Origin of the sequence: Saccharothrix coeruleofusca (assembly GCF_014648515.1) — a bacterium.
Lineage (GTDB): Bacteria > Actinomycetota > Actinomycetes > Mycobacteriales > Pseudonocardiaceae > Actinosynnema > Actinosynnema coeruleofuscum.
Window position 1 is genome coordinate 341,810 of sequence record NZ_BMRG01000005.1, and the last position, 20,703, is coordinate 362,512.

16 protein-coding genes are annotated in these 20,703 nt (G+C 74.1%); 7 read left to right on the forward strand and 9 right to left on the reverse strand.

Annotation, left to right across the window (positions count from 1 at the left end):
- Position 1 precedes the first annotated feature (1 nt).
- The 4 genes from IEZ00_RS17130 to IEZ00_RS17145 all read left to right on the forward strand — a co-directional run bounded on the left by IEZ00_RS17130 (position 2) and on the right by IEZ00_RS17145 (position 10,894).
- A complete protein-coding gene (locus IEZ00_RS17130; protein ID WP_189224243.1) occupies positions 2-6,064 on the forward strand; it encodes a WXG100-like domain-containing protein in 6,063 nt (2,020 codons plus the stop codon).
- Entirely contained in the window at positions 6,027-6,497 is a 471-nt protein-coding gene (locus IEZ00_RS17135) for a hypothetical protein (RefSeq protein WP_189224244.1), read from the forward strand. The genes IEZ00_RS17130 and IEZ00_RS17135 overlap by 38 nt, the downstream gene beginning before the upstream one ends.
- Positions 6,494-8,026, forward strand: a complete 1,533-nt coding sequence (locus tag IEZ00_RS17140; RefSeq protein WP_189224245.1) for a TNT domain-containing protein — start codon at positions 6,494-6,496, stop codon at positions 8,024-8,026. Before IEZ00_RS17135 ends, IEZ00_RS17140 begins: the two co-directional genes overlap by 4 nt.
- Before the next feature lie 72 nt (positions 8,027-8,098).
- Complete coding sequence (locus tag IEZ00_RS17145) at positions 8,099-10,894, forward strand: TNT domain-containing protein (protein WP_229795848.1); 2,796 nt, start codon at positions 8,099-8,101, stop codon at positions 10,892-10,894.
- A 1-nt stretch (position 10,895) separates the two neighbouring features.
- On the opposite strand, the gene IEZ00_RS17150 is transcribed toward IEZ00_RS17145, so the two are convergent.
- Positions 10,896-11,498 carry a pentapeptide repeat-containing protein gene (locus IEZ00_RS17150; RefSeq protein ID WP_189224246.1) on the reverse strand — a complete coding sequence of 201 codons (603 nt, stop codon included), beginning with the start codon at positions 11,496-11,498 and terminating at the stop codon, positions 10,896-10,898.
- A gap of 160 nt (positions 11,499-11,658) precedes the next feature.
- On the opposite strand from IEZ00_RS17150, the gene IEZ00_RS17155 reads away from it, so the two are divergent.
- Positions 11,659-12,648, forward strand: a complete 990-nt coding sequence (locus IEZ00_RS17155) for a malate dehydrogenase (protein ID WP_189224247.1) — start codon at positions 11,659-11,661, stop codon at positions 12,646-12,648.
- Between the two features lie 63 nt (positions 12,649-12,711).
- The gene (locus tag IEZ00_RS17160) at positions 12,712-13,527 is read left to right on the forward strand and encodes an inositol monophosphatase family protein (RefSeq protein ID WP_306344680.1); all 816 of its coding nucleotides are present in this window, start codon (positions 12,712-12,714) and stop codon (positions 13,525-13,527) included.
- Between the two features lie 123 nt (positions 13,528-13,650).
- On the opposite strand, the gene IEZ00_RS17165 is transcribed toward IEZ00_RS17160, so the two are convergent.
- The 6 genes from IEZ00_RS17165 to IEZ00_RS17190 all read right to left on the reverse strand — a co-directional run bounded on the left by IEZ00_RS17165 (position 13,651) and on the right by IEZ00_RS17190 (position 17,225).
- Positions 13,651-13,842, reverse strand: a complete 192-nt coding sequence (locus IEZ00_RS17165) for a DUF1918 domain-containing protein (protein ID WP_189224249.1) — start codon at positions 13,840-13,842, stop codon at positions 13,651-13,653.
- Positions 13,843-13,912: 70 nt separating this feature from the next.
- Positions 13,913-14,308, reverse strand: coding sequence for a bacteriophage spanin2 family protein (locus IEZ00_RS17170; protein WP_189224250.1), 396 nt, complete (start codon positions 14,306-14,308; stop codon positions 13,913-13,915).
- 38 nt (positions 14,309-14,346) lie between these two features.
- Positions 14,347-15,306, reverse strand: coding sequence for an ABC transporter ATP-binding protein (locus IEZ00_RS17175; protein ID WP_189224251.1), 960 nt, complete (start codon positions 15,304-15,306; stop codon positions 14,347-14,349).
- Positions 15,303-16,100, reverse strand: a complete 798-nt coding sequence (locus IEZ00_RS17180) for an ABC transporter permease (protein WP_189224252.1) — start codon at positions 16,098-16,100, stop codon at positions 15,303-15,305. Before IEZ00_RS17180 ends, IEZ00_RS17175 begins: the two co-directional genes overlap by 4 nt.
- Positions 16,093-16,872: an ABC transporter permease gene (locus IEZ00_RS17185; RefSeq protein WP_189224253.1), complete on the reverse strand. Its 780-nt coding sequence runs from the start codon at positions 16,870-16,872 to the stop codon at positions 16,093-16,095. Before IEZ00_RS17185 ends, IEZ00_RS17180 begins: the two co-directional genes overlap by 8 nt.
- Before the next feature lie 47 nt (positions 16,873-16,919).
- Positions 16,920-17,225, reverse strand: coding sequence for an ArsR/SmtB family transcription factor (locus IEZ00_RS17190; protein WP_189224254.1), 306 nt, complete (start codon positions 17,223-17,225; stop codon positions 16,920-16,922).
- Between the two features lie 82 nt (positions 17,226-17,307).
- Here IEZ00_RS17190 and IEZ00_RS17195 point away from each other — a divergent pair, with 82 nt between their 5' ends.
- Positions 17,308-18,504, forward strand: a complete 1,197-nt coding sequence (locus IEZ00_RS17195; protein WP_189224255.1) for an MFS transporter — start codon at positions 17,308-17,310, stop codon at positions 18,502-18,504.
- Here IEZ00_RS17195 and IEZ00_RS17200 read toward each other — a convergent pair.
- Both IEZ00_RS17200 and IEZ00_RS17205 read right to left on the reverse strand, forming a co-directional pair.
- Positions 18,438-19,823, reverse strand: coding sequence for a serine/threonine-protein kinase (locus IEZ00_RS17200; protein WP_189224256.1), 1,386 nt, complete (start codon positions 19,821-19,823; stop codon positions 18,438-18,440). The genes IEZ00_RS17195 and IEZ00_RS17200 overlap by 67 nt on opposite strands.
- A gap of 9 nt (positions 19,824-19,832) precedes the next feature.
- Positions 19,833-20,402 carry an HhH-GPD-type base excision DNA repair protein gene (locus tag IEZ00_RS17205; RefSeq protein WP_189224257.1) on the reverse strand — a complete coding sequence of 190 codons (570 nt, stop codon included), beginning with the start codon at positions 20,400-20,402 and terminating at the stop codon, positions 19,833-19,835.
- Positions 20,403-20,703 lie beyond the last annotated feature (301 nt).

Consider the following 20,703-nt stretch of genomic DNA (forward strand, 5'->3'; position numbering starts at 1 on the left):
CGTGGGAATCGAGATCCCGAGCGAGGTCACCTGGCTGTTCCCGATCGTGGTCGGGCAGAGCTGGCCGGAGGGCGACGAGACGGCCTTGCGCCGGATGGCCGACGCCTACCGCACGGCCGCGCAGGGCGTGAAGGCGGTCATCGACGAGGGCGGCGGCGCCGCGTCGACGGTGACCGCCAGCCAGACCGGCGAGGCGGCCAGGCACTTCCAGGAGTACTGGGACAAGTTCGCCGCGGGGGACGACTCCTACCTGCCCAAGCTGCAGAAGATCTGCGAGCAGCTGGCCGAGAGCTGCGACAACACCGCCCTGGAGGTGGAGTACACCAAGCTGTCGATCATCGCGTCGCTGATCATGCTGGCGATCGAGATCGCCGCGCTGGTCGCCGCGGCGTTCGGCACCTTCGGCGCGTCCACGGCGGGCATCCCGATCGCCCAGCAGGCGACCCGGTTGATCGTGCAGTTCACCTTCCGCCAGCTGGTCATCGCGATCCTGCGCGAGGTCGCCATCTCGGTCGGCATCGACGTGGCGATCCAGGCGGTGCAGGTCGCCCGCGGCGACCGGAAGGACTGGGACTGGGGCAAGACCGGCGAGGCGGCCGTGTCCGGCGCGGTGTCCGGGGTGGTCGGCGGCCTGTCCGGCGGGCTGAAGTTCGAGGGCGGCGGCCTGGCGGGACAGGTGGCGGCGGGTGCCACCAGGGGCGCGGTCGAGGGCGCGGTCAGCACCGTGGGCACGGCCGCGGTGATGGGCCAGGACATCAGCGCGAAGGACGTGCTGTTCGGGGCCACCTCCGGGGCCGTGTCGGGTGGTGTCGGCGGGGCGAAGGACGGCCTGACCGTCGAAGCGCCGCGGGTGACCGCGGGCGGCCCGGACGGCGGCCCGCCCGACCTGGGCGGGCCGGTGAGCAGGCCGCCGGACGTCGGGCCCGCAGGCGGCGGCACGCCGGGAGGCACACCAGGGGGCACACCGGGTGGTGCGCCCGCTGGGCCGAGCGTGAGCCGCGACGGGTTCGAGCGGGTGGGCGGCTCGTCCGGCACCACCGCGACCTCCGCCGTGGCCGCGCCGCCCGCGCCGGGCACGGTGGCCGCTCCGCCGCCGTCGGTGGGCGGCGGTGACCACGGGCCCGCCGGGACTCCGACGGGTGGTTCGCTACCCACGACGACCACGGGCGGTGGCGGCTCCTCGATCACCGGCCGCCTGGGTGCGGCGCCCAACGGCACCACTCCCAGCGGGGCCACGCCGAGCGGCAACGCGCCGAGCAGCACCCCGTCGAGCAACACTTCATCGGGTGGCCGCGCCCCCGGTGGGTTCCCCGGTGGCGGCCCGACGCCGGGCGGTGCTCCGGCCGGGGCCACGCCGGGTGGCGCGCCCGCTCTCACGCCCGGTGGGCGTGCTCCGGCGATGACGCCCACCGGATTGGCGGGCGGCCCGACGCACGCGGGTGGACTGCCCGGTCCCACCCCCGGTGGTCCCACCCCTGGTGGTGCCGTGCCGGGTGGTCCGGGAGCGGGCAGCCCCGCGCACGCGGGCTCGGCTCCGACCGGTTCGGCTCCGACCGGTTCGGCTCCGACCGGTTCGGCTCCGACCGGTTCGACTCCGACCGGTTCGACTCCGACCGGTTCGACTCCGGGCGGCTCGCCCGCAGGCGGCCCCGCTCAGGGGACGACCGCACCCGGCGGTCCGGCGGGAGGTGCGCCGCGGCCGGGTGGTCCGATCCCCGGCAGCCCGTTCCCCGGCGGCCCCCTGCCCGGTGGACCGGTGCCCGGTGGACCGACTGCGGGTGGACCGACTCCGGGCGGGATGCCTTCGGGTGCACCACTGCCCGGTGGAATGCCTCCCGGTGGAATGCCTCCCGGTGGTTCGCTGCCCGGTGGTTCGATCCCCGGTGGTTCGAGCCCCAGCGGTTCGGTCCCCGGTGGGCCGATCCCCGGTGGCTCGCCCGCCAGCGGGCCGGTGCCCGGCGTCCTGCCCACCGCTGGTGGGCCCGCACCCGCTGCGGGCGTCGTGCCCCCGGCCGCGCACAGCGCCCCGACCGCCGTGCCGCCCTCGGGTGGTCACGCGCCTTCCGGTGGCATGGGCGGACCCGTCCCCGGTGGCGGTGGGCTCATGCCCCCGCCCGGCGGGATGCCCGCGCCGAGCGGGGGTGGCCGTGGCCCGTCGCTGCCCACCAGCGGCGGTTTCTTCACCGACGACCACGCAGGCGGGCACAACCGTCCGGTTCAGGGCACCGACGCGGTCGCCGCCAGTTCGACCACCGGGACGCCGGTCCAGCCGGTTCGCGACGTCGGTCCCGCGCCGCAGCACAGCGCGCCGGTCATGCCCGAGCAGCGCGGTCCCGTCGCGCCCCCGGCGGGCGGGTTCGGTCCCCAGCCGGGGTTCGGTCCCCAGTCGGGGTTCGGTCCCCAGTCGGGGTTCGGTCCCCAGTCGGGGTTCGGTCCCCAGTCGGGGTTCGGTCCGCAGCCCGGCGGTTTCGGTCCGCAGCCGGGTGCTCCCGCGCCGCTGCGTCCGGACGGGCCGGTCGCCCGTGGTGCCGACACGGCCCCGCCGCGCCCGGACGCTCCCGTCGCTCGCGGCACCGACACGCGCCCCGACACGCGCCCCGACAGCCCGGTCCGGCGTCCCGAGGCACCTCCGGCCGCCACCGGTCCCGCCCCTGCGGCACGTGGCTCGGACGGCCCGACGCCGCCCCCGGCTCCGACGCCGAACGGCTCCACACCGGACGGTCCCGCGCCGAACCCCCCTGCCGACACCACCGGCGCACCGGGGGACGAGCACACGCCCGCAGCCAGCCACGAGTGGCCGCAGGACACCACGCCGACCACTCCGGACACCACCACTGCGGACACCAGCACGCCGGACACCACCCCGGCGACCGACTCGGCGACCGACTCGGCGGCGGACCCGTTCCCGCACCGCAACGGCTGGGGCCAGCCGGACGGCGTGGTCCCCGGCTTCTCCCAGGACGGCCCGTACCACTCCGTCCACGAGAGCACCGGCCCCACCGACCGCGAGGTGGGCACCTACGACCAGCGCGCCGCCGCCCTGGTCGAGCCCACCTACCAGCCCTACGGCCCGCACGGTGGCTACGAGCCGTTCATCCAGGCCCACAGCACCCCGGACGGCAACATCGCCTGGCCGCCGAACCAGGGCGCGGACGGCCCGCGCGTGGTCGTCGAGCTCCCGGCGGGCACGGTCCTGGACCGCTTCGGCAGCCCTTACGGCAACTTCCTGTCGCCGCTGCGCCCGGACGGCCAGCCCTACGGCTTCGGGCAGCGCGCGATCCTGCCCGACAGCCTGGGCAAGGGCTACCACGTCTACGTCCTGGACGCGCCGCTCACCGTGGAGCTGGCCTCGGTCGCCCCGGCGTTCGACCAGCCGGGTGGCGCGCGTCAGCTCCAGCCGGTGTTCGACGCGGACCTTGCGGACCCGACCACGGGCCAGATCAGCGTCCAGCGCCTGATCGACCTGGGCGTGATGCGCGAGGTCGCCACCCCGCCCGCGGACGGCCGGGTGCTGCCGCCGGACTTCGGCACGTTCGACGCCGACGGCAACGTGCGCACGCCGGAGACGGCGTCGGTGGCCGAGGCGCAGGCGGGCGCGTTCGACGGCTACACCAGCGGGGACGGGCCGGGGGACCTGGCGCCGAACCCGGACCTGGGGCCGGTCAGCCACACCGGGCCGATCCCGCTGGGCGAGGTGTCCCAGCGGGTGGACCAGGCGATCCGCAACAGCCAGGTCACCGACGCGGGTGTCGCGCTGCACACCGAGGACCGGCTGCGCGAGCTGTCCGGCCGCATCCCGGCCAGCGACGGCCAGGTGGTGCTGGACGTGCACACCGACGGCGACGGCGTGCGGATCGGCGGCACCCACTACAGCCGCGCCGAGCTGGTCGAGCTGATCAACAACCACCCGAACCTGGCCGACCGGACGATCGTGTTCGTCGGCTGCGAGGCGGGCGCGGGCGGCGAGAACAGCCTCGCCGCGCACGTGGCCCGCGAGACCGGGCAGCGGGTGATCGCGCCGGACGCGCTGGCGTGGTCGGACCAGCACGGCAACGTCTACGCCAGCACGCGCGACGACAGCGGCGGCCCGCGCATCCCGCCGGACGGCGGCTGGCACGCCTTCGACCCGGACGGCACGATCACGCCGACCGGCGAGCACGGGATGCCGCCGGGCCACGAGCCCAGGGGCGACCTGGCGGGCGCGGACGACTCCGCGCACCGGGCCACCAGCGACTTGGAGCCGCAGCGCCAGACGCCGTGGGCCGAGCCGTCGACCACGCACCGGCAGACCGTGCAGCTGCCCGAGCACCAGCCCCTGTTCGACGGCCGGGACCTGCCCCGCGACACCCGCATCGAGGTGCGCAACCCCGATGGCCAGGTGCGCAGCGTGGTGCACGTGGACGCGCAGGGCCGGATCTTCGTCGACGCGGTCGCGCCGAACACGCGGCACGGTGTCAACCCGGAGGTCTCCTTCCCGCCGCGCGGCGAGGCGCACTACCGGGTGCAGGTCGGCAACCGCAACGACGTGTTCGTGGCCAACGCCGACGGCACCCGCCAGTACCAGGCCGACCGGGTCAGGGTGGGCAGCCGGACCATCACGGTCAACCGCCTGGTCACCATCGACGACGTGGTGCCGCCCGCCAACGGCAGGCAGACCGTCGGGGCCGACCACCCGATGGCGCCGCGACCGGGGGAGGCGTTCACCCAGCGCACCGACCTGCCGCCGAACACGCGGATGGAGGTCACCGACACCGAGGGCAACTACCGCGGCACGGTGCAGACCGACGGCGACGGCAGGCCGAAGTGGATCAGCGCGCCGGACTACCTGGGCGACCGGCCGAACCCGGAGCTGACCACGCCGATCCACGGCGCGAACTACAACGTCGACCGGGGCCCGCACTACCAGGAGTACCGCACGGACTCCAACGGCCACCCCGAGCCGGGCGTGGCCGCCGTGGTCCCGCCGACCACGGGCGAGCCGATCCGGGTCGACGACGTGCGGCAGGGCAAGCCGTTCGCGACCGACCCGAGGCGGACGTTCGAGCCCAACCGCGAGTACCTGGTCACCGAGAACAACGGCCAGTACCGGGGCCGGTTCATCACCGGCGACGACGGCAGGGTGATCTACCAGGAGTCGTACTCGGGCCAGCGCGGCCGGACCAACCCGGAGGTCACGCACGCCCCCGACGGCGCGAACGTCACCACCGACGGCTTCTACGGCACGCGCAGGCAGCTGGACCCCGGCTGGCCCGCCCCGCCCAACGGCGAGGTGCGGGTGGTGCAGGAGGTCAGCGGCAACCCGCCCACGCGCACGGTGCGCGTCGAGGGCGACACCAGCGGGTGGACGCCGCAGCAGTTGGCCGAGGTGGAGCGCCCGGTGGGCAACCGCACGCCGTTCGCGGGTCGCGACCTGCCGCCGGGCACCCGGTTCACGCTGGTGGACGAGGAGGGGCGCGGCTACGGCACGTTCCAGACCGACGAGTCCGGCGCGGCGCGGCTGATCCACACCTACAACCCGTTCAACCCGGACATGAACAACGCGCCGCCGAACGCGGTGATCGTCGCCGACGACGGCATGTGGCGGGGGCGCACGGACTCCAACGGCCGCGCGGTGGCCGCGACGGGCGTGCCGGACTTCGAGGCGGGCGGCGAGATCCGCCGCGACACCAAGGCGCAGACCGACGAGGGCTCCTACGGCGGCAAGGGCCCGGACGGCAAGAACCTCTCCGACGGCGGTCACCTGCTGGGCAACGAGGCGGGCTTCCCCGCCGAGGGGGCCAACATCGCCGACCAGCAGCGGGACCAGAACCAGGGCAACCAGCGACCGGCGTTCCTGCCGGAGGAGACCTGGTACCAGATGGAGCGGGACCGAGCCGAGTTCGTCCGCGGCGGTGGCGGTACGGTCGAGTTGATCGACACCTTCGCGCTGCGGGAACCGGGTCAGCTGCACCCGCACACCTACCAGACCCGCTGGCGCGAGACGCTCGCCGACGGCACCACCAGGATTCACGTCAGGAGCTACCCGAATGACCACAACGCAGCCCTCTGGCCCGCCGACTTCTGAGCAGCGCCACCAGGAGCTGATGCAGCGGATCGGCGGGATGCTGCTGGACGTGGCCCCCGAGGGGTTCCGCCGCGTCGACGTGGTGGTGCGGATGAACGTCGCGGTGCAGGACGTGACGATCACCGTCTACATGCCCGACGGCTCGACGCCGGAGGTGTTCCCGCCGGAGGGGCTGGTGCCCGCCTTCGCCGAGCTGCGGCAGGTGGTGCACGAGCCCGGCCGCGGCACGTGGTTCTCCGCGCGGTGCGTGATCAACGCCCCGACCCGCATCGACATCAGCTACAACATGGACCACGACCCGCAGTGGAACCCGCCGATCCCGGCCGCGCACTTCGCGCGCGACCTGGAGGTCTTCCCCCGTGACGAGGCGTTCGTCCCGGACTGGCTGCGCGAGAAGCTCGCCGAGGCACGCAACGAGGAGCAGAACGGATGACCGCGCCGCAGCAGCTCGGCCTGGACGAGCAGAACGTCGTGCTGGGGTCGGTGACCACGCTGCTGGTGCACCGGCTGCCGGGGGACTGGGAGCGGCTGTTCCTGGACCTGCGGGTGGTGGGCGGCTACCTGGAGGCGCCAACCTCGGTGCTGACCATCTTCGGCCAGTCGGTGGAGTGGGAGCTGCCGCCGGAGGCGCTGCCGTTCTTCCTGCACCTGCGCCAGGGCATGTACGACCCGGACAAGGGCACCTGGTACTCGATGAAGTACCAGCTGACCCACCCCAACCAGTACTCGGTGGAGTACGAGTGGGACGCCGAGCCGGACTGGACGCACCGGCCCCCGGAGCGCTTCTACCTGGAGGAGCTGGACTCCTTCCCGCGCCCCGACGACGCGATCCCGCGGTGGCTGCGCGAGCGCGCGGGCCTGCCGTCGCCGGACGCGCTGTTCGAGGCCCCGGTGTTCGACGGCGCGGACGCGCAGGGCAGGCCGGTGCACGACCGGCCCCCGGTGCACCCGCAGGAGCGCGACGACGTGCTGGCCTACCTGGAGAGCGCGCCGGTCGTGCTGTCCGCGCGCAGCTTCGGCCAGGACGCGCTGGCCCCGGACGCGCCCGCCGACGTGCCGCTGACCTACCACACCGACGGCACCTGGGTGTGGTCCGGCGCGGTCGCGCACTACCTGCGCAAGCACCACGTGCCGCCGGTGCCGCAGCTGGTGCAGCACATCCGGGACAACGACTACCGGGTTCCCGAGGTGGGGACGGCGGCGGAGAACGCGGCTTCGGCGGTGGCGATGGGGCAGGCCGAGTCCGCCCCGCTGCCGGAGTACCGGCCGCCGGTGGTCTCCGAGGCCGACCGGCGCGCGCTGGAGCACCTGCGCGGCAGGCTGGAGCACTTCGGGGTGCTGCCCGCCGAGTACGGCATCGGCGAGCCGAAGCCGGACGCGCTGGTGGTCGAGCCCGCGCCGGGCGGGCGTGGCTGGCAGGTGCAGTTCTGGGACGCCAACCGGGGGCCGCAGGGCAGGCCGAGGGTCTACGAGCACGCGGTGGACGCGGGCAAGGCGCTGCTGGCGGAGCTGCTGTGGCGCGACGACATGGACCAGGCGCGCGGGCAGCGCCCGGCCCCCGTGGACGCCTCGCCCGCCACGGGTCCGGTTCGGACGGTCGCGGAGATCCAGCCGCTGCCCGACGAGCCGCCGCTGTCGCTGTTCCGCGACCGCGAGCCGGTGGTGCTGCCGGTCGGGGCGGAGATCGACCGGTTCGGGGCGGAGGAGGGCAACCTCGTCTACGCGGCGCGCACGATGTACGGCAACCGCTCCCTCCCACCCGATTGGCTGAACCGCCGCTACCACGTCTACCGGGTGCAGCGTCCGGTCCCCGCGCTCAAGGGCATCGCGGTGCCCTGGTTCGGGCAGGTCGGCGGCGGCACGGGTTTCTTCCTGGCCAGGTCGGTGCGGGAGTTCCTGGCCGACGGCAGCCTGGTGGAGATCCAGGAGGCGACCACGGAGCCGCCCGCGCCGCAGCTCTGACGCCCTCACTCGAACGATTGGACCGTTCGGGGTAACGGGGGCGTGTGCGGGCACCCGGTGTCGCGGGGGAAGATGGTGCACGTGTCCGAGCCGAAGCCGCTGAACCCGACCGAGCAGGACGCCCTGGTCAAGCAGATCGGCCTCACGCTGATGCGGGCTGCCCCGGAGGACTGGCAGCACGTGACGGCGGAGTACCGCGCGACCGGCCGGTACTTCGAGCTGTCCGCCGAGGTCCGCTCGGCGGACGGCGACGTCCGCGCCTGGTCCCCGCCGCAGGAGGTGGCCGGGCTGTTCGCCCGGTTGCGCGCGGGCATGTACCGGGACGGCCGGGGAACCTGGTCCAACGCCCGCTACCAGCTGGACCACCCGTCCAGCTACAACCTGGACTTCGACCGCGCGGAGCCGTCCTGGCACACGCCTCCGCCGCCGCAGGCGTACCTGGACGAGGTGCGGTTCTTCCCGCGCACCGACGAGAACCTGCCGGACTGGTTGCGGCGCAGGCTCCAGGCCGTGCAGCCCCAGCCGCCCACGCCGCCCGCCGTGGTGCCCACCGCGGCGACCGCGGTGGTGCCGTCGGTGCTGCCCCCGGTGTCACCCGGCGCGGTGACCGCCCTGGTGCCCGCCGCGGTGGTCACCGCGGCGACCACCGGCGCGACCCCCGTGCCGACGCCGGTGCCCGCTCCTGCGCCCGCTCCTGCGCCCGCCCCGGTGCCGCAGGGCTACCGGACCGCGCGGGTGTTCGACGGCGCGGGGCCCGGTGGCCGCCCGGCGGTGAACCGCCCGCCGGTGCCGGAGGACGAGCGCGAGCTGCTGCTGTCCTACTTGGACCGCGCGCCGGTGGTGGTGTCGGGCCGCGGCTTCGACGCCGACGTGCTGGACCCGGACCTGCCGCAGGTGGTGCCGGTGGCGTTCCAGACCGACGGGCACTGGATCTGGCCCGCCGCGGTCGGCTACTACCTGCGCGCCTACGGCGTGCCGCCGGAGCCGGAGCTGGTCGAGCGGGCCCGCGCGCACGACTTCGTGGTGCCGGAGGTGACCGAGGAGGCCCGCGTGGCCGCCGCGGCCAACCTCGGGGCCGCCGCCGCGCCCCGCGACACCCCGCTGCCCCGCCCCCCGGCACCCGCAGGCCCCGCCGAGGACTACGCGGAGGACTACGCGGAGGACTACGCGGACGACCACGCGGACGAGCCCCCGGTGGAGCCCGTGGACGTGCGGGCCGCCGAGCCGGAGCGGCAGCCCGCCGCGGTCCAGGAGACGGTGAGCCTGGCGACGCCGGGCTCCACCGCGCTGAACTACCAGGGCGGCCCGCCGTACCGGGTGACCTTCGACGAGGACGGCCCGGTGATCGACGACCGGTACCGCCGCGAGTCCTACGGGGAGGACGTGGACCTGTTCGCGCCGCCCAGGTACGACCGCGACGCGCAGGACACCCAGGCGTGGAGCCCGTTCTCCGACGATGAGCCGGAGGAGGCGGAGCGCACCGCCGAGCAGCCGCGCGCGACCGAGCCCGCGCCACCGGAGCCGCAGGGCGGGCTGGGGCTGGAGGAGCGCCGCTTCGGCTCCGCCGAACCCCGTGCCGAATCGCGCGCCGAGCGCTTCGAGGAGGAGCGGCACCAGGAGGAGCGCTTCGAGGACGACCGGTACGAGGAGGACGAGGAGGAAGAGGGCGAGCCGCTGCGCTCGGCCCAGGAGACCCAGATCCTCGAACCGGAGCCCGCGCCCTCCACCGCCCAGGACACCCAGGTCTTCGACCCCGTCGAGCACTTCGAGGAAGAGCACTTCGAGGACGAGCGCTTCGAGGACGACCGCGCCGAAGCCGAGCCGCACCCCGAACCGGAGCCGGAACCCGAACCGCACCCGGAGCCCCGCCCGGAGCCCCACCCCGAGCCGAGGGCCGAGGCGCCGCAGGGCGACGACCCGGCGGAGACCGAGGAGACCACCGAGTTCGAGGTCGACCAGGACGAGCTGTACGCGCCGGAACCCCCGGCGCAGGCTCCGGCTCCCGCACCGGTTCCCGCACCGGTTCCCGCGCAGGCTCCCGCGCCGCCGCCCGAGCCGCGCAAGGTCACCCCGGAGGAGGAGCGCGAGCTGGTGGGCGTGCGCCGCGCGCTGGACGAGCTGGACGTGCCGCCCAGCGCCTACCGCTTCGGCGAGCCCGCCGACCGCACCTGGGTGCTGCGCACCGAGGGCCAGGACTGGGAGGTGGCCTGGTTCGACCACGGGCCCGCCCACCCGGTGCGCTTCGACCGCCTGGAGGACGCCGCGGCCTACCTGGTCGGCAAGCTGGTGCTGACCGGCAGGCGGGTGCCCCGCCCGCTCCCGCCGCCTCCGCCGCCCCGACCGCAGCAGCCGCGCCCGCCGATGGTCGGCAACGGCTTCCGCGAGGAGCAGCGCCGCCCGCTGCCGCCGCCGCGCCCCACGGCGGGGCCCGCACCGGCACCGGCGCCCGCACCGGCACCGGCGCCCGCGCCGGAACCGGTGGCCGCCGAGGCGGGCGGCGCGAAGGCCGCCCGCGGCTGGCCGATCAGCCCGATGAGCGGCGAGCCGCCGCTGACCCTGTTCCGGCACAAGAAGATGGTCGAGCTGCCCGCCGGGGTGGAGGTCGACCGCTTCGGCGACGGCTCGGGCAACCTGGTCTACGCGGCGGGCACGCCGTTCGCCGAGCGCTCGCTGGTGCCCTCGTGGATCAACCGCCCGTACCGGGTCTACCGGCTGCGCAGGCCGGTGGAGGCGCTGACCGGGGTGGCCGTGCCGTGGTTCGAGCAGCCCGGCGGCGGGACGGCGTACCTGCTGCCCAAGGCCATCGACGAGATGCTGGCCGACGGCGTGCTGGTGGAGGTCGCCAACCAGGAGGCCCCCACCCGCTGAGTCACCCCACGACGAGGCCGTGCGCGGCGGCGAAGGCGACCGCGGTGTCGAGGTCGACCTTCGCCCCGAACAGGGAGGCCTGGACCAGCGCGTTGGCGTCCAGCCGCGCCCCGCGCAGGTCCGCGCCCGCCAGCCGGGCGCCGGTCAGCCGCGCCCCGGTCAGGTCGGCCTCGCGCAGGTCCGCGTCGCGCAGGTCGGCGTCGGTGAGGTTGGCCTCGCGCAGCCGCAGCCCGCGCAGCGCGGCCTTGGCCAGCTCCGCGCCGCTCAGGCCCACCAGGGTCAGGTCGGTCTCGACCAGGGTGAGCGAGCGCAGCCCGCACTCGGCGAACCGGGAGCCCAGCAGCGAGCACGAGGTGAACGACGCGCCGCCGAGCACCGCGCCCTCGAACCGGCACGACCGGAACGCCGAGGCGGTGTGCTCGGAGTCGCCGAGGTCGGTGCGCGCGAAGACGCACTCGGTGAACGTGCAGCCGCGGGTCACCAGGCCCCGCATGTCCGCCTCGGAGAAGTCGCAGCCCACGAACGACCTGCGCTCCCACACCTGTCCGCGCAGCACCGCGTCGGCGTAGTCCTCGCCGGTGATCTCGCCGGTGGGGTTGTCCACTGTCACACCTTGCCGCCGTTCGTCAGTTGGTAACCTCCGACCTGCCGGGCAACCGCCCGGTGCGCGGTCCCGGTGTAGAGACCGCCGCTGACAGGTCAGTCCTGCCTAGTGGTCGTGCGCCCGAGGATCGAGGCCCAAGGATCGTCATTCGGGAAGGCTCATGACCCGCACGCCCGTGAATGTCACCGTAACCGGTGCGGCCGGCCAGATCGGCTACGCACTGCTGTTCCGCATCGCCTCCGGTCAGCTGCTGGGCCCCGACGTCCCGGTGCGGCTGCGCCTGCTGGAGATCCCGCAGGCGGTCAAGGCCGCCGAGGGCACCGCCATGGAGCTGGACGACTGCGCGTTCCCGCTGCTGGACGGCATCGACATCACCGACGACGCGAAGACCGCGTTCGACGGGGTCAACGTGGCACTGCTGGTCGGCGCCCGCCCGCGCACCAAGGGCATGGAGCGCGGCGACCTGCTGGAGGCCAACGGCGGCATCTTCAAGCCGCAGGGCGAGGCGATCAACGCGGGCGCGGCCGACGACGTGCGCGTGCTGGTGGTCGGCAACCCGGCCAACACCAACGCCCTGATCGCGCAGCGGCACGCGCCGGACGTCCCGGCCGAGCGCTTCACCGCGATGACCCGGCTGGACCACAACCGGGCGCTGTCGCAGCTGGCCAAGAAGCTGGGCGTCAGCGTGACCGACATCAAGAAGCTGACCATCTGGGGCAACCACTCGGCCACCCAGTACCCCGACCTGTTCCACGCCGAGGTCAACGGGCGCAACGCGGCCGAGGCCGTGGGCGACCAGGCGTGGCTGGAGAACGAGTTCATCCCGACCGTGGCCAAGCGCGGCGCGGCGATCATCGAGGCGCGCGGCGCGTCCTCGGCGGCGTCGGCGGCCAACGCGGCGATCGACCACGTCCACGACTGGGTCAACGGCACCGCCGAGGGCGACTGGGTGTCCATGGCCGTGCCGTCGGACGGCTCCTACGGCGTGCCGGAGGGCCTGATCTCGTCCTTCCCGGTGACCGTGCGGGACGGCAAGTACTCCATCGTGCAGGGCCTGGAGATCGACGAGTTCTCCCGCGCCCGCATCGACGCCTCGGTCGCCGAGCTGGTCGAGGAGCGCGACGCGGTGCAGGCCCTCGGCCTGATCTGAGCGTGAACCCCAACGGGGGAGGCGGCCCTTCGCGGCCGCCTCCCCCGTGGCATGTTGGGGGTCGTGACCGTGAACCCGTGGCCCGTGCCCGATCCCGACCTGCCCGCCGACGTCCACCCGGCGCTCGCGCTGACCGCCCGCGCCGCCGCCCGCGCCTACGGCACCGCGCGCGCCCGGCACACCAGGGCCGAGCTGCGCGAGGAGATCGCCGACGGCGCGGACGGGACGCCCACCATGCGGGTGGACCGCTACGTCGAGGACGCCATCGCGAGCGCGGCCGCGCGGGCGGGGGTGAACCTGCTGTCCGAGGAGGCCGGGTTCGTCGACAACGGCTCGGCGACGACGCTGGTGGTGGACCCGGTGGACGGCTCGGCGAACGCGGCGCTGGGCGTGCCGCTGTCCTGCTTCGCGGGCGCGCTGGTGCTCGACGAGGAGCCCAGGGAGGCGTTGACGGTCTGGTTCGACACCGGCCGCGCCTGGCACGCCAAGGCTGACGTGCCCACGCCGTTCCGGACCACCGGCCGCACCGGGCTGCGCGGGGCAAACGTTTGCCTCATGCGTCCCAAGCGGGGCACCGAGGAGGCGTGGCTGCGGGTGGCGAACCAGGCCGACCGCGTGCGCGTGCTGTGCACGACCTGCCTGGAGGCCGCGCTGGTGGCGGAGGGTTCGGTGGACGCGTTCGCCGATCCCGGCTCGGACACCCACCGGTTGATGGACCTGATGGCCGCGCTGGTGACCGTGCCCGCGGCGGGCGGCGCGCTGCTGGACCTGCGCGGGCGCCCGCTGACCTTCGGCTTGGACTTGTCCCGCCGGTGGTCCGGCATCGCCGCCGCCACGCCCGAGCTGGCCGACGAGCTGATCGCCACGATCCTGGGCTGACGATCCAGGGCTGACGGTCCTGGGCTGACGGTCCCGCGCTGAACCCCGCCGGAAAATCACTCGATCGAGTGACAGCCTCGCCTCACCGCGGCGCGCCCGCGCCGCGGTGCCCGGGGGTGGCGGTCAGTCGCCCTTGCGGGGCTCGACCAGGCTGTCCGGGCCGGGGAAGACCAGCCCCTCGTGGCCGTCGGGGAAGCGGACCAGGTAAGGGGGAGCGCCCTCCTGGCCGCGCACTTCGAGGATTTCGCCGACGCGGTCCTCAAGGCCCACCGCGCGGCTGTGGATGTGCAGCCGGTCGCCTGCTGTCGCGTGCATACCGCAAACACCTCCCGGTGCGTCACAGCGTAGGACGCTTCAGAAGGTACCGAGACCGCGGCGTTTCCGCTCAGGAGCAGGCTTGGGAGAGCTTGGCGACCTGGTCCAGCTTCTGCTGCGTCCAGGTGGCCAGCGACTGCGGGTCGAGGTCCTGCAGGGTCACCTGGCTCATCGTGGTGGACACGCCCTGGATGGCGTCCTTGAGCGTGGTGTCGCCCGCCTTGGCGGCCAGGTCGTTGAGCTCCTGGGCCTTCTTCTGGGTCTCCTCCAGCGCGGCCTGCGGGTTGGCCGTGTCCGGGGTGTACCCGGCCAGCTGGAGGGCCTGGACGCACAGCTGCGCCTTGTCCGCGGCCTGCCCGACCTGGTTGGCCGTGTCGGAGGCCTGCTGCACGGCCTCGCAGCCGGACACCGCCCCGATCAGCCCCAGCGCCAGCAGTGCGGTGGCCACCGGACGACCTGCGCGCATCGCCTACCCCGATCTGTCGTTGCCCGTTTCGCCCGACTCTACCGACGCGCGTAGAGGCGACGCACCACTTCGTCGATCTCGGGTTCCTCCACCGACAGGTCGTGCACCGCGGCCCGCCCGGCCACCGCCGCGATCAGCGCGGCGGCGGTGGTGTCGGCCCGGCGGAACGACAGGTGCTGGCGCAGCCCGCCCAGCTCGGCGCGCACCGACACCACGCCGGGCAGGTCGTCCAGCGGCGCGGCGGGCGGCCGTTCCAGGTCCACCACCAGCACCCGCTCCGGGCTGACCTCGGCGCGCAGCGCGTCCAGCGGCCCGTCGGCCAGCACCCGGCCCCGGTCGATCACCACCAGGCGCGGGCACAGCCGCTCGATGTCGTCCAGGTCGTGCGTGGTCAGCAGCACGGTGGTGCCGCGCGAGGTGTGCAGCTCGGCCAGGAACTCCCGCAGCCGCTCCTTGGACTCCAGGTCCAGCCCGATCGTCGGCTCGTCGAGCACCAGCAGCTCCGGCCCGTGCAGCAGCGCGGCGGTGATCTCCCCGCGCATCCGCTGCCCCAGCGAGAGCTGGCGGACCGGGGTGGCCAGGAACGGGCCCAGCTCCAGCAGTTCGACGCACTCGGCGCGGCGGCGCGCGTAGTCGGCGGCGGGCACCCGGTAGACGGCGCGCAGCAGGTCGAAGCTCTCCGCCAGCGGCAGGTCCCACCACAGCTGGCTGCGCTGGCCGAACACCACGCCGATGCGCCTGGCCAGCTCGCGCCGCTGCCGCGCCGGGTCCACCCCGCACACCCGCACGTGCCCGGCGGTGGGCACCAGCACGCCGGTGAGCACCTTGATCGTGGTGGACTTCCCGGCCCCGTTCGGCCCGACGTAGCCGACCGCCTCGCCCGCCGCCACGGCGAGGTCGACCCCGTCCACGGCGACCACCCTGGTCCGCTCGCGCCGGAACCGGCCCAGCTTGCGGGTCCGCGTGAACTCCCGGCGCAGGTCGCGCACCTCGATCATGATCCAGTCCCCCGGTAGTGCCGCACGGCCCACCGCCACACCAGGCCCGCCGCGCAGGCGGCGGCCAGTGCGACCAGTGGCGAGATCCAGCCCAGCCACGCGGGGCCGCCCAGCGGGTCCGGGCGGCCCAGCAGCGCCAGGCCGGGGTAGTACGAGACGAAGGCCAGCGGCACCACGAAGGCCATCAGCCTGCGCGTCCAGTCGCCGTAGACGGTGATCGGGTAGGAGGCGAAGGCGCTGCCGCCGTAGGTGAACGAGTTGGTCAGCTCCTGGCCGTTGACGAGCCAGAAGCACGCCGCGCCGCCCACCACCCACACCGAGCCGAACAGCACCGCGCCCGCCAGCGGCGCCACCGCCGCGAGCACCGCGGTCCACGGCGACCAGGCGATGTCGTTGCGCGCCAGCGCGTAGCCCAGCAGCGCCAGGCCCGCGACCACCCGCCCCAGCTTGCGCAGCTGGATGTCGGACACCGCCAGCTGCGGCAGGGTGCCCAGCGGGCGCAGCAGCAGCGCGTCGAAGGAACCGCTGAGCAGGTAGGTCGGCAGGCGCTCCAGCTGCCCCGCGACCGCGTCGGCGAGGCCGAACGCGAGGCTGGTCAGCGCGTAGAGCAGCAGCACCTCCTCCACGGAGAACCCGCCCAGCGCGCGGACCCGGTGGAACAGCACCAGGATCACGGCCAGCTCGCTGACCTGCGCCAGCGCCTGGGCGAGGCAGTCGAGGACGAAGGAGAGCCGGTAGGACATCTGGCCGCGCAGCCGGGCGGCCACCAGCTTGGCGTAGACCCGCTCAGCCACCCTGCACCACCACCTTGCGCATCGCCCGCAGCAGCACGAAGTAGCCCAGCGCGGCCAGCGCGGCGGCCCAGAACGCCTGGTGCGCCAGCACCGCCCACGGCGACCCGCGCTCCAGGAAGACGTCGATCGGGGCCTGGATCATCGCCGGGAAGGGCGTGGACCACAGCGCGTCGCGGGCCCAGCCGGGGAAGAAGTCCAGCGGCACGGCCAGCCCGCACAGCACCGGGGTGAGCACGTTGTACACGCTGAGCAAGCCCCGGTTCTCCAGCAGCCAGAACGTGCTGGCGTTGAGCAGGAAGCGCACGGCGAAGCTGGTGGCCAGCGCCAGCACCGCGCTCACCGCGAACAGCGGCAGCACCACGGGGTCGGGCCAGCGGAAGGGGAACAGCAGCGCGCCCAGCGCCACCGGCGGGACCAGCCGGACCAGCACCGCGAACCCGGCGCGGCCCACGTCCTCGGCGAACAGCGCGGCCTGCAGGTGCCACGGCCGGTAGAGGTCCACCACCACGTCGCCGGTGCGCACCCGCTCGGCCAGGTGGGTGTCACCCCACAGCACGACGAACGCCAGCAGTCCCTGCCCCAACCACACGTAGACCGCGCTGGTGGCCGTGTCGTAGCCGGCGATCGGGCCGGCGGCGGACACCGCGGCGACCAGGACGGTCATCCGGATCACGCCGAAGACGACGTTGGTGGCCAGTCCGGCGAACATGGCCCCGCGGTAGATGGAGTGACGTCGGAAACCGGCCAGCGCTAGGCGGGCGTAGGCGCGCACGTCTACCCACCCTAGGAAGACGGGCAACCGGTTTTCACCCCGGTCGTTCAGCGGGGGGCGGCCAGGATGCCGCCGAGCAGGCCGGGGTAGAGGGCCTCCAGGTCGTCGCGACGCAGCGTGCTGATCCGCGCCGTGCCCTGCGGGTGCACCCGCACCACGCCGGCCTCGCGCAGCGTCCGCACGTGGTGGGTGAGCGTGGACTTGGTGATGCCCAGGTCCATCGCGCCGCACTGCAGGCCGGTGTCCGCCGCGGCCAGTTCGCGCACGATGCGCAGGCGGACCGGGTCGGCCAGCGCCTGGAGCACCAGCTCGATCCGGATCTCGTCCCGCTCCGGGTGAGGCAGCGTGGTCATGGGTCCATAGTACGAAACCTGTCGAAGTTTGATGATTTTCGTAGTACGGTCACCGTCGAACTTTCGTCTACTGGGGGAGCCCATGCCCACCCGCACCCACCTGCTCGCCGCGGGCACCTTCGCCGTCGGCACCAGCGGCTACATCGTCTCCGGCGTGCTGCCCGCCGTCAGCCGCGAGCTGCACGTCTCCAGCGCGACCGCCGGGCAGCTGCTGACCGCCTTCGCCATCGCCTACGCGCTGTCCTCACCCGTCCTCGCCGTCGTCACCGGCCGGTGGGAGCGGCGCGACCTGCTCGTGGCCGCCCTGGCGCTCTCCGCCGTCGGCAACGCGCTGGCCGCCGTCGCGCCCAACTACCCGCTGCTGCTGGCCTCCCGCGTGCTCAGCGCCCTCGGCGCGGCCGTCTACACCCCCGCCGCGACCATGGTCGCCACCGTCCTCACCCCACCCGAGCGGCGCGGACGCGCCGTGGCGCTGGTGTTCGGCGGGCTGACGTTCTCCCTGGTCCTCGGCGTGCCGCTGGGCAACCTGCTCGGCGAACCGCTGGGCTACCGGGGCGTCTTCGCGCTCATCGCCGCGGTGACCGCGCTGGCCGCTGTGGCCGTGCGGGCGGGCCTGCCCCGCGTGGCCGCCCCGCCCGTCGTCGGGCTGCGCGAGCGCCTGGCGGTGGCGGCCGACCGGCGCGTGCTCACCGTCCTGGCGCTGACCGTGCTGGCCTGCCTCGCGGTATTCGCGGTGTTCAACTACATCGCGCCGCTGCTCACCGCCACCGCCGGTGTGCGCGGACCGGTGATCAGCGCGCTGCTCGTCGCCTACGGCCTCGGCAGCGTCACCGGCAACTGGGTCGCCGGCCGGCTGGCCGACCGGTTCGCGGCGCGGCGGCTGCTCATCGTGCAGTTCACCCTGTTCACCGCGGTGCTGGCGACCCTGCCGCTGACCACCACCACGGTGCCCGGCGCGGCGCTGGCGCTGTTCGCCTGGGGCGCGCTGACCTGGTCGGCCAACCCGCCCATCCAGAGCTGGCTGATCGCGCTGGCACCGGCGAACAGCGGCCTGCTGCTCTCGCTCAACGCCTCCGCGATCTACCTCGGCGTCGGCCTGTCCGGCGTGTTCGGCGGCGTGGTGATCAGCACCGTCGGCCTGCTGCCGCTGGCCCCGATCGCGTCCGTGCTGGCACTGGTCGCCCTCGGGCTGCTGGTCTTCGCGCTGCGACCTCAGGAACCGAAGGCGCTGGTCGTCGTCTCCCCGACCTCGGGGTCGCTGGCCAAGCAGTGGAAGTAACTCTGATCGCCCTCGGTGACGCCGATGGCGGTGATCTCCCACGATGAGGTGTCCACGGTCGGGCGAGTGTTGGCCTTCATCGCCTCGACCGTGCACACCCCCGCCACCTCCGGGGCCTTGGCCAGCTCGTCGTTGTCCACCTTCGGCACCGGCCCCGACAGCCAGCCGCCCGCGAACGCCTCCCAGTAGTGCTGCACCGAGCAGTCGGCGGTCCGCCGCGCGGTCGCGGCCATGCCGCCGATGGACGTGATGCCCCGGTAGCAGGTCGGCTCGGCCACGCAGTAGCCCGTGGGGCACGCCTTCAACCCCGGCGGCGGGAGCGCATCCTCCTTGGCGCCGTCCTGCCGGGGAGCTTCCTGCTGGGGAGCCTCCTGCTGGGGCAGCTGCGCGTTCGTCGCGGCGGTCGTGTCACGGTTCCACCACCACAGACCCGCCCCCGCGACGACCAGCAGGACCGCCGCCACCGCCGCCAGCCACACCTTCCGCTTCGGCCGCTGTTCCCGCTGCGGTTCCGCCGGTCGTGTCTCGTGCGCCAGCTCGTCCCGGAACCGCGCCGCGCTCGGCGTGCGGTGCGCGGCGTCCGGGTGCAGCGCCCGCTCCAGCGCGGCGTGCAGGTACGGCGACACACCGGCCACCGGCGGCACCGGCGACCGCAGCACCGCCGCCAGGTGGTCGAACGACTCGATCGGCCACGGCACCGGCCGCGGCGGCTTGCCCGCCATCAGGTCGTACAGCGTCGCCGCCAGCGCGTACACGTCGGCCGCGGCGGTCGGCTGGGCCATCGCGAACGCCTCCGGCGGCGCGTAGCTCGGGCTCAGCGCGTCGCGCGTGACCGTGCTGCCGCCCTCGGCGTCCAGCAGCGCCGCCAACCCGAAATCCGCCAGCTTGGGCGTGCCGTAGCGGTCCAGCAGGATGTTGCCCGGCTTGATGTCCCGGTGCAGCACCCCCTCCGCGTGCGCCGCCGCCAGCGCGTCGGCCAACTGGACGCCCAGCCGCCGCACCCGCTCCGGGGGCAGCGGACCCTCCCGCTTGGCCAGATCCGCCAGCGACCCGCCCGTGCACAGCTCCATCACCAGGTAGGGCGTGCCCTCCGGGGTGACGCCCGCGTCGTGCACCGACACCACGTGCGGGTGCCCCGACAGCCGCGCGGCGGCGTGCGCCTCCCTCAGGAACCGCCGCCGATCGCGCTCGCTGCGCAGCACCAGGTTGTTGACCTTCACCGCGACGTCGCGGTCCAACCGCACCTGCCGCGCGCGGTACACCGTCGCGAAACCGCCCTGGCCCAACGGCGTGAGGTCGACCAACCCAGGCAACTGCACGCCGGGACTCTAGCCCGGCGCACCGACAGCCTTGGCCGCCTTCTTGAAGGCCCGCACGGCGTCCAAACTGGCCGAGTCCACCACGTCCGCGACGCTGCGCGTCGCCCCCTCCTCGCCGTAGTGCCCCGCCGCTTCACGCCACCCGTCCGGCTGAACGCCGAACTGCTTGCCCAGCAGGGCGAGGAAGATCCGCGCCTTCTGCTCCCCGAAACCCGGCAGCGCCTTCAGCCGCTTGAGCACCTCCTCGCCGTCCCCGTCGGCCCAGATGCCCTCGGGACGGCCGTCGTAGTGCTCGACCAGGTAGCGCGCCAACTCCTGGAGGCGCTTGGCCATCGAACCGGGGAAGCGGTGGACCGCCGGCTTCCGGGCGACGACCGCGGCGAACTCCTCCGCGTCGGCCTCGGCGATGCGGTGCACGTCCAGGCCGCCCATGCGGTCGGCGATGTCCCTCGGCCCCTTGAACGCCTTCTCCATGGGAATTTGTTGATCAAGCATCATGCCCAGGAGCAGGGCGAACATGTCCGTGGCCAGCAGTTCGTCGGCTCGGGGATCCTGGGCGAGGCACACGGTGCGCTTCATGGGCACATGATGACGTGTGGCGCAGGGCTTGGCCGCAGCAGTCGGAGGCAGCTTGCCGGGCTCACTCCGGAGCGGCTGCGCTGTCGTATGGCGTCGTTCAGCATCTAGCCATGTTCAACCGGGATGAACATGGCGGTTTTTGAACAACGGCGGGATCGGGTGAACTTGTCGTTGACCGGCGGTTCGCCTGGTCAGGTCCTGACATGACGCCTCTTGCGGATCGAGACGCCCTGTCGGCGGTTCCGCGCGATGCCCGCTCGTGATCGTCAGGTGTTGTGGGAACGTTGGTGTCGACAGCACG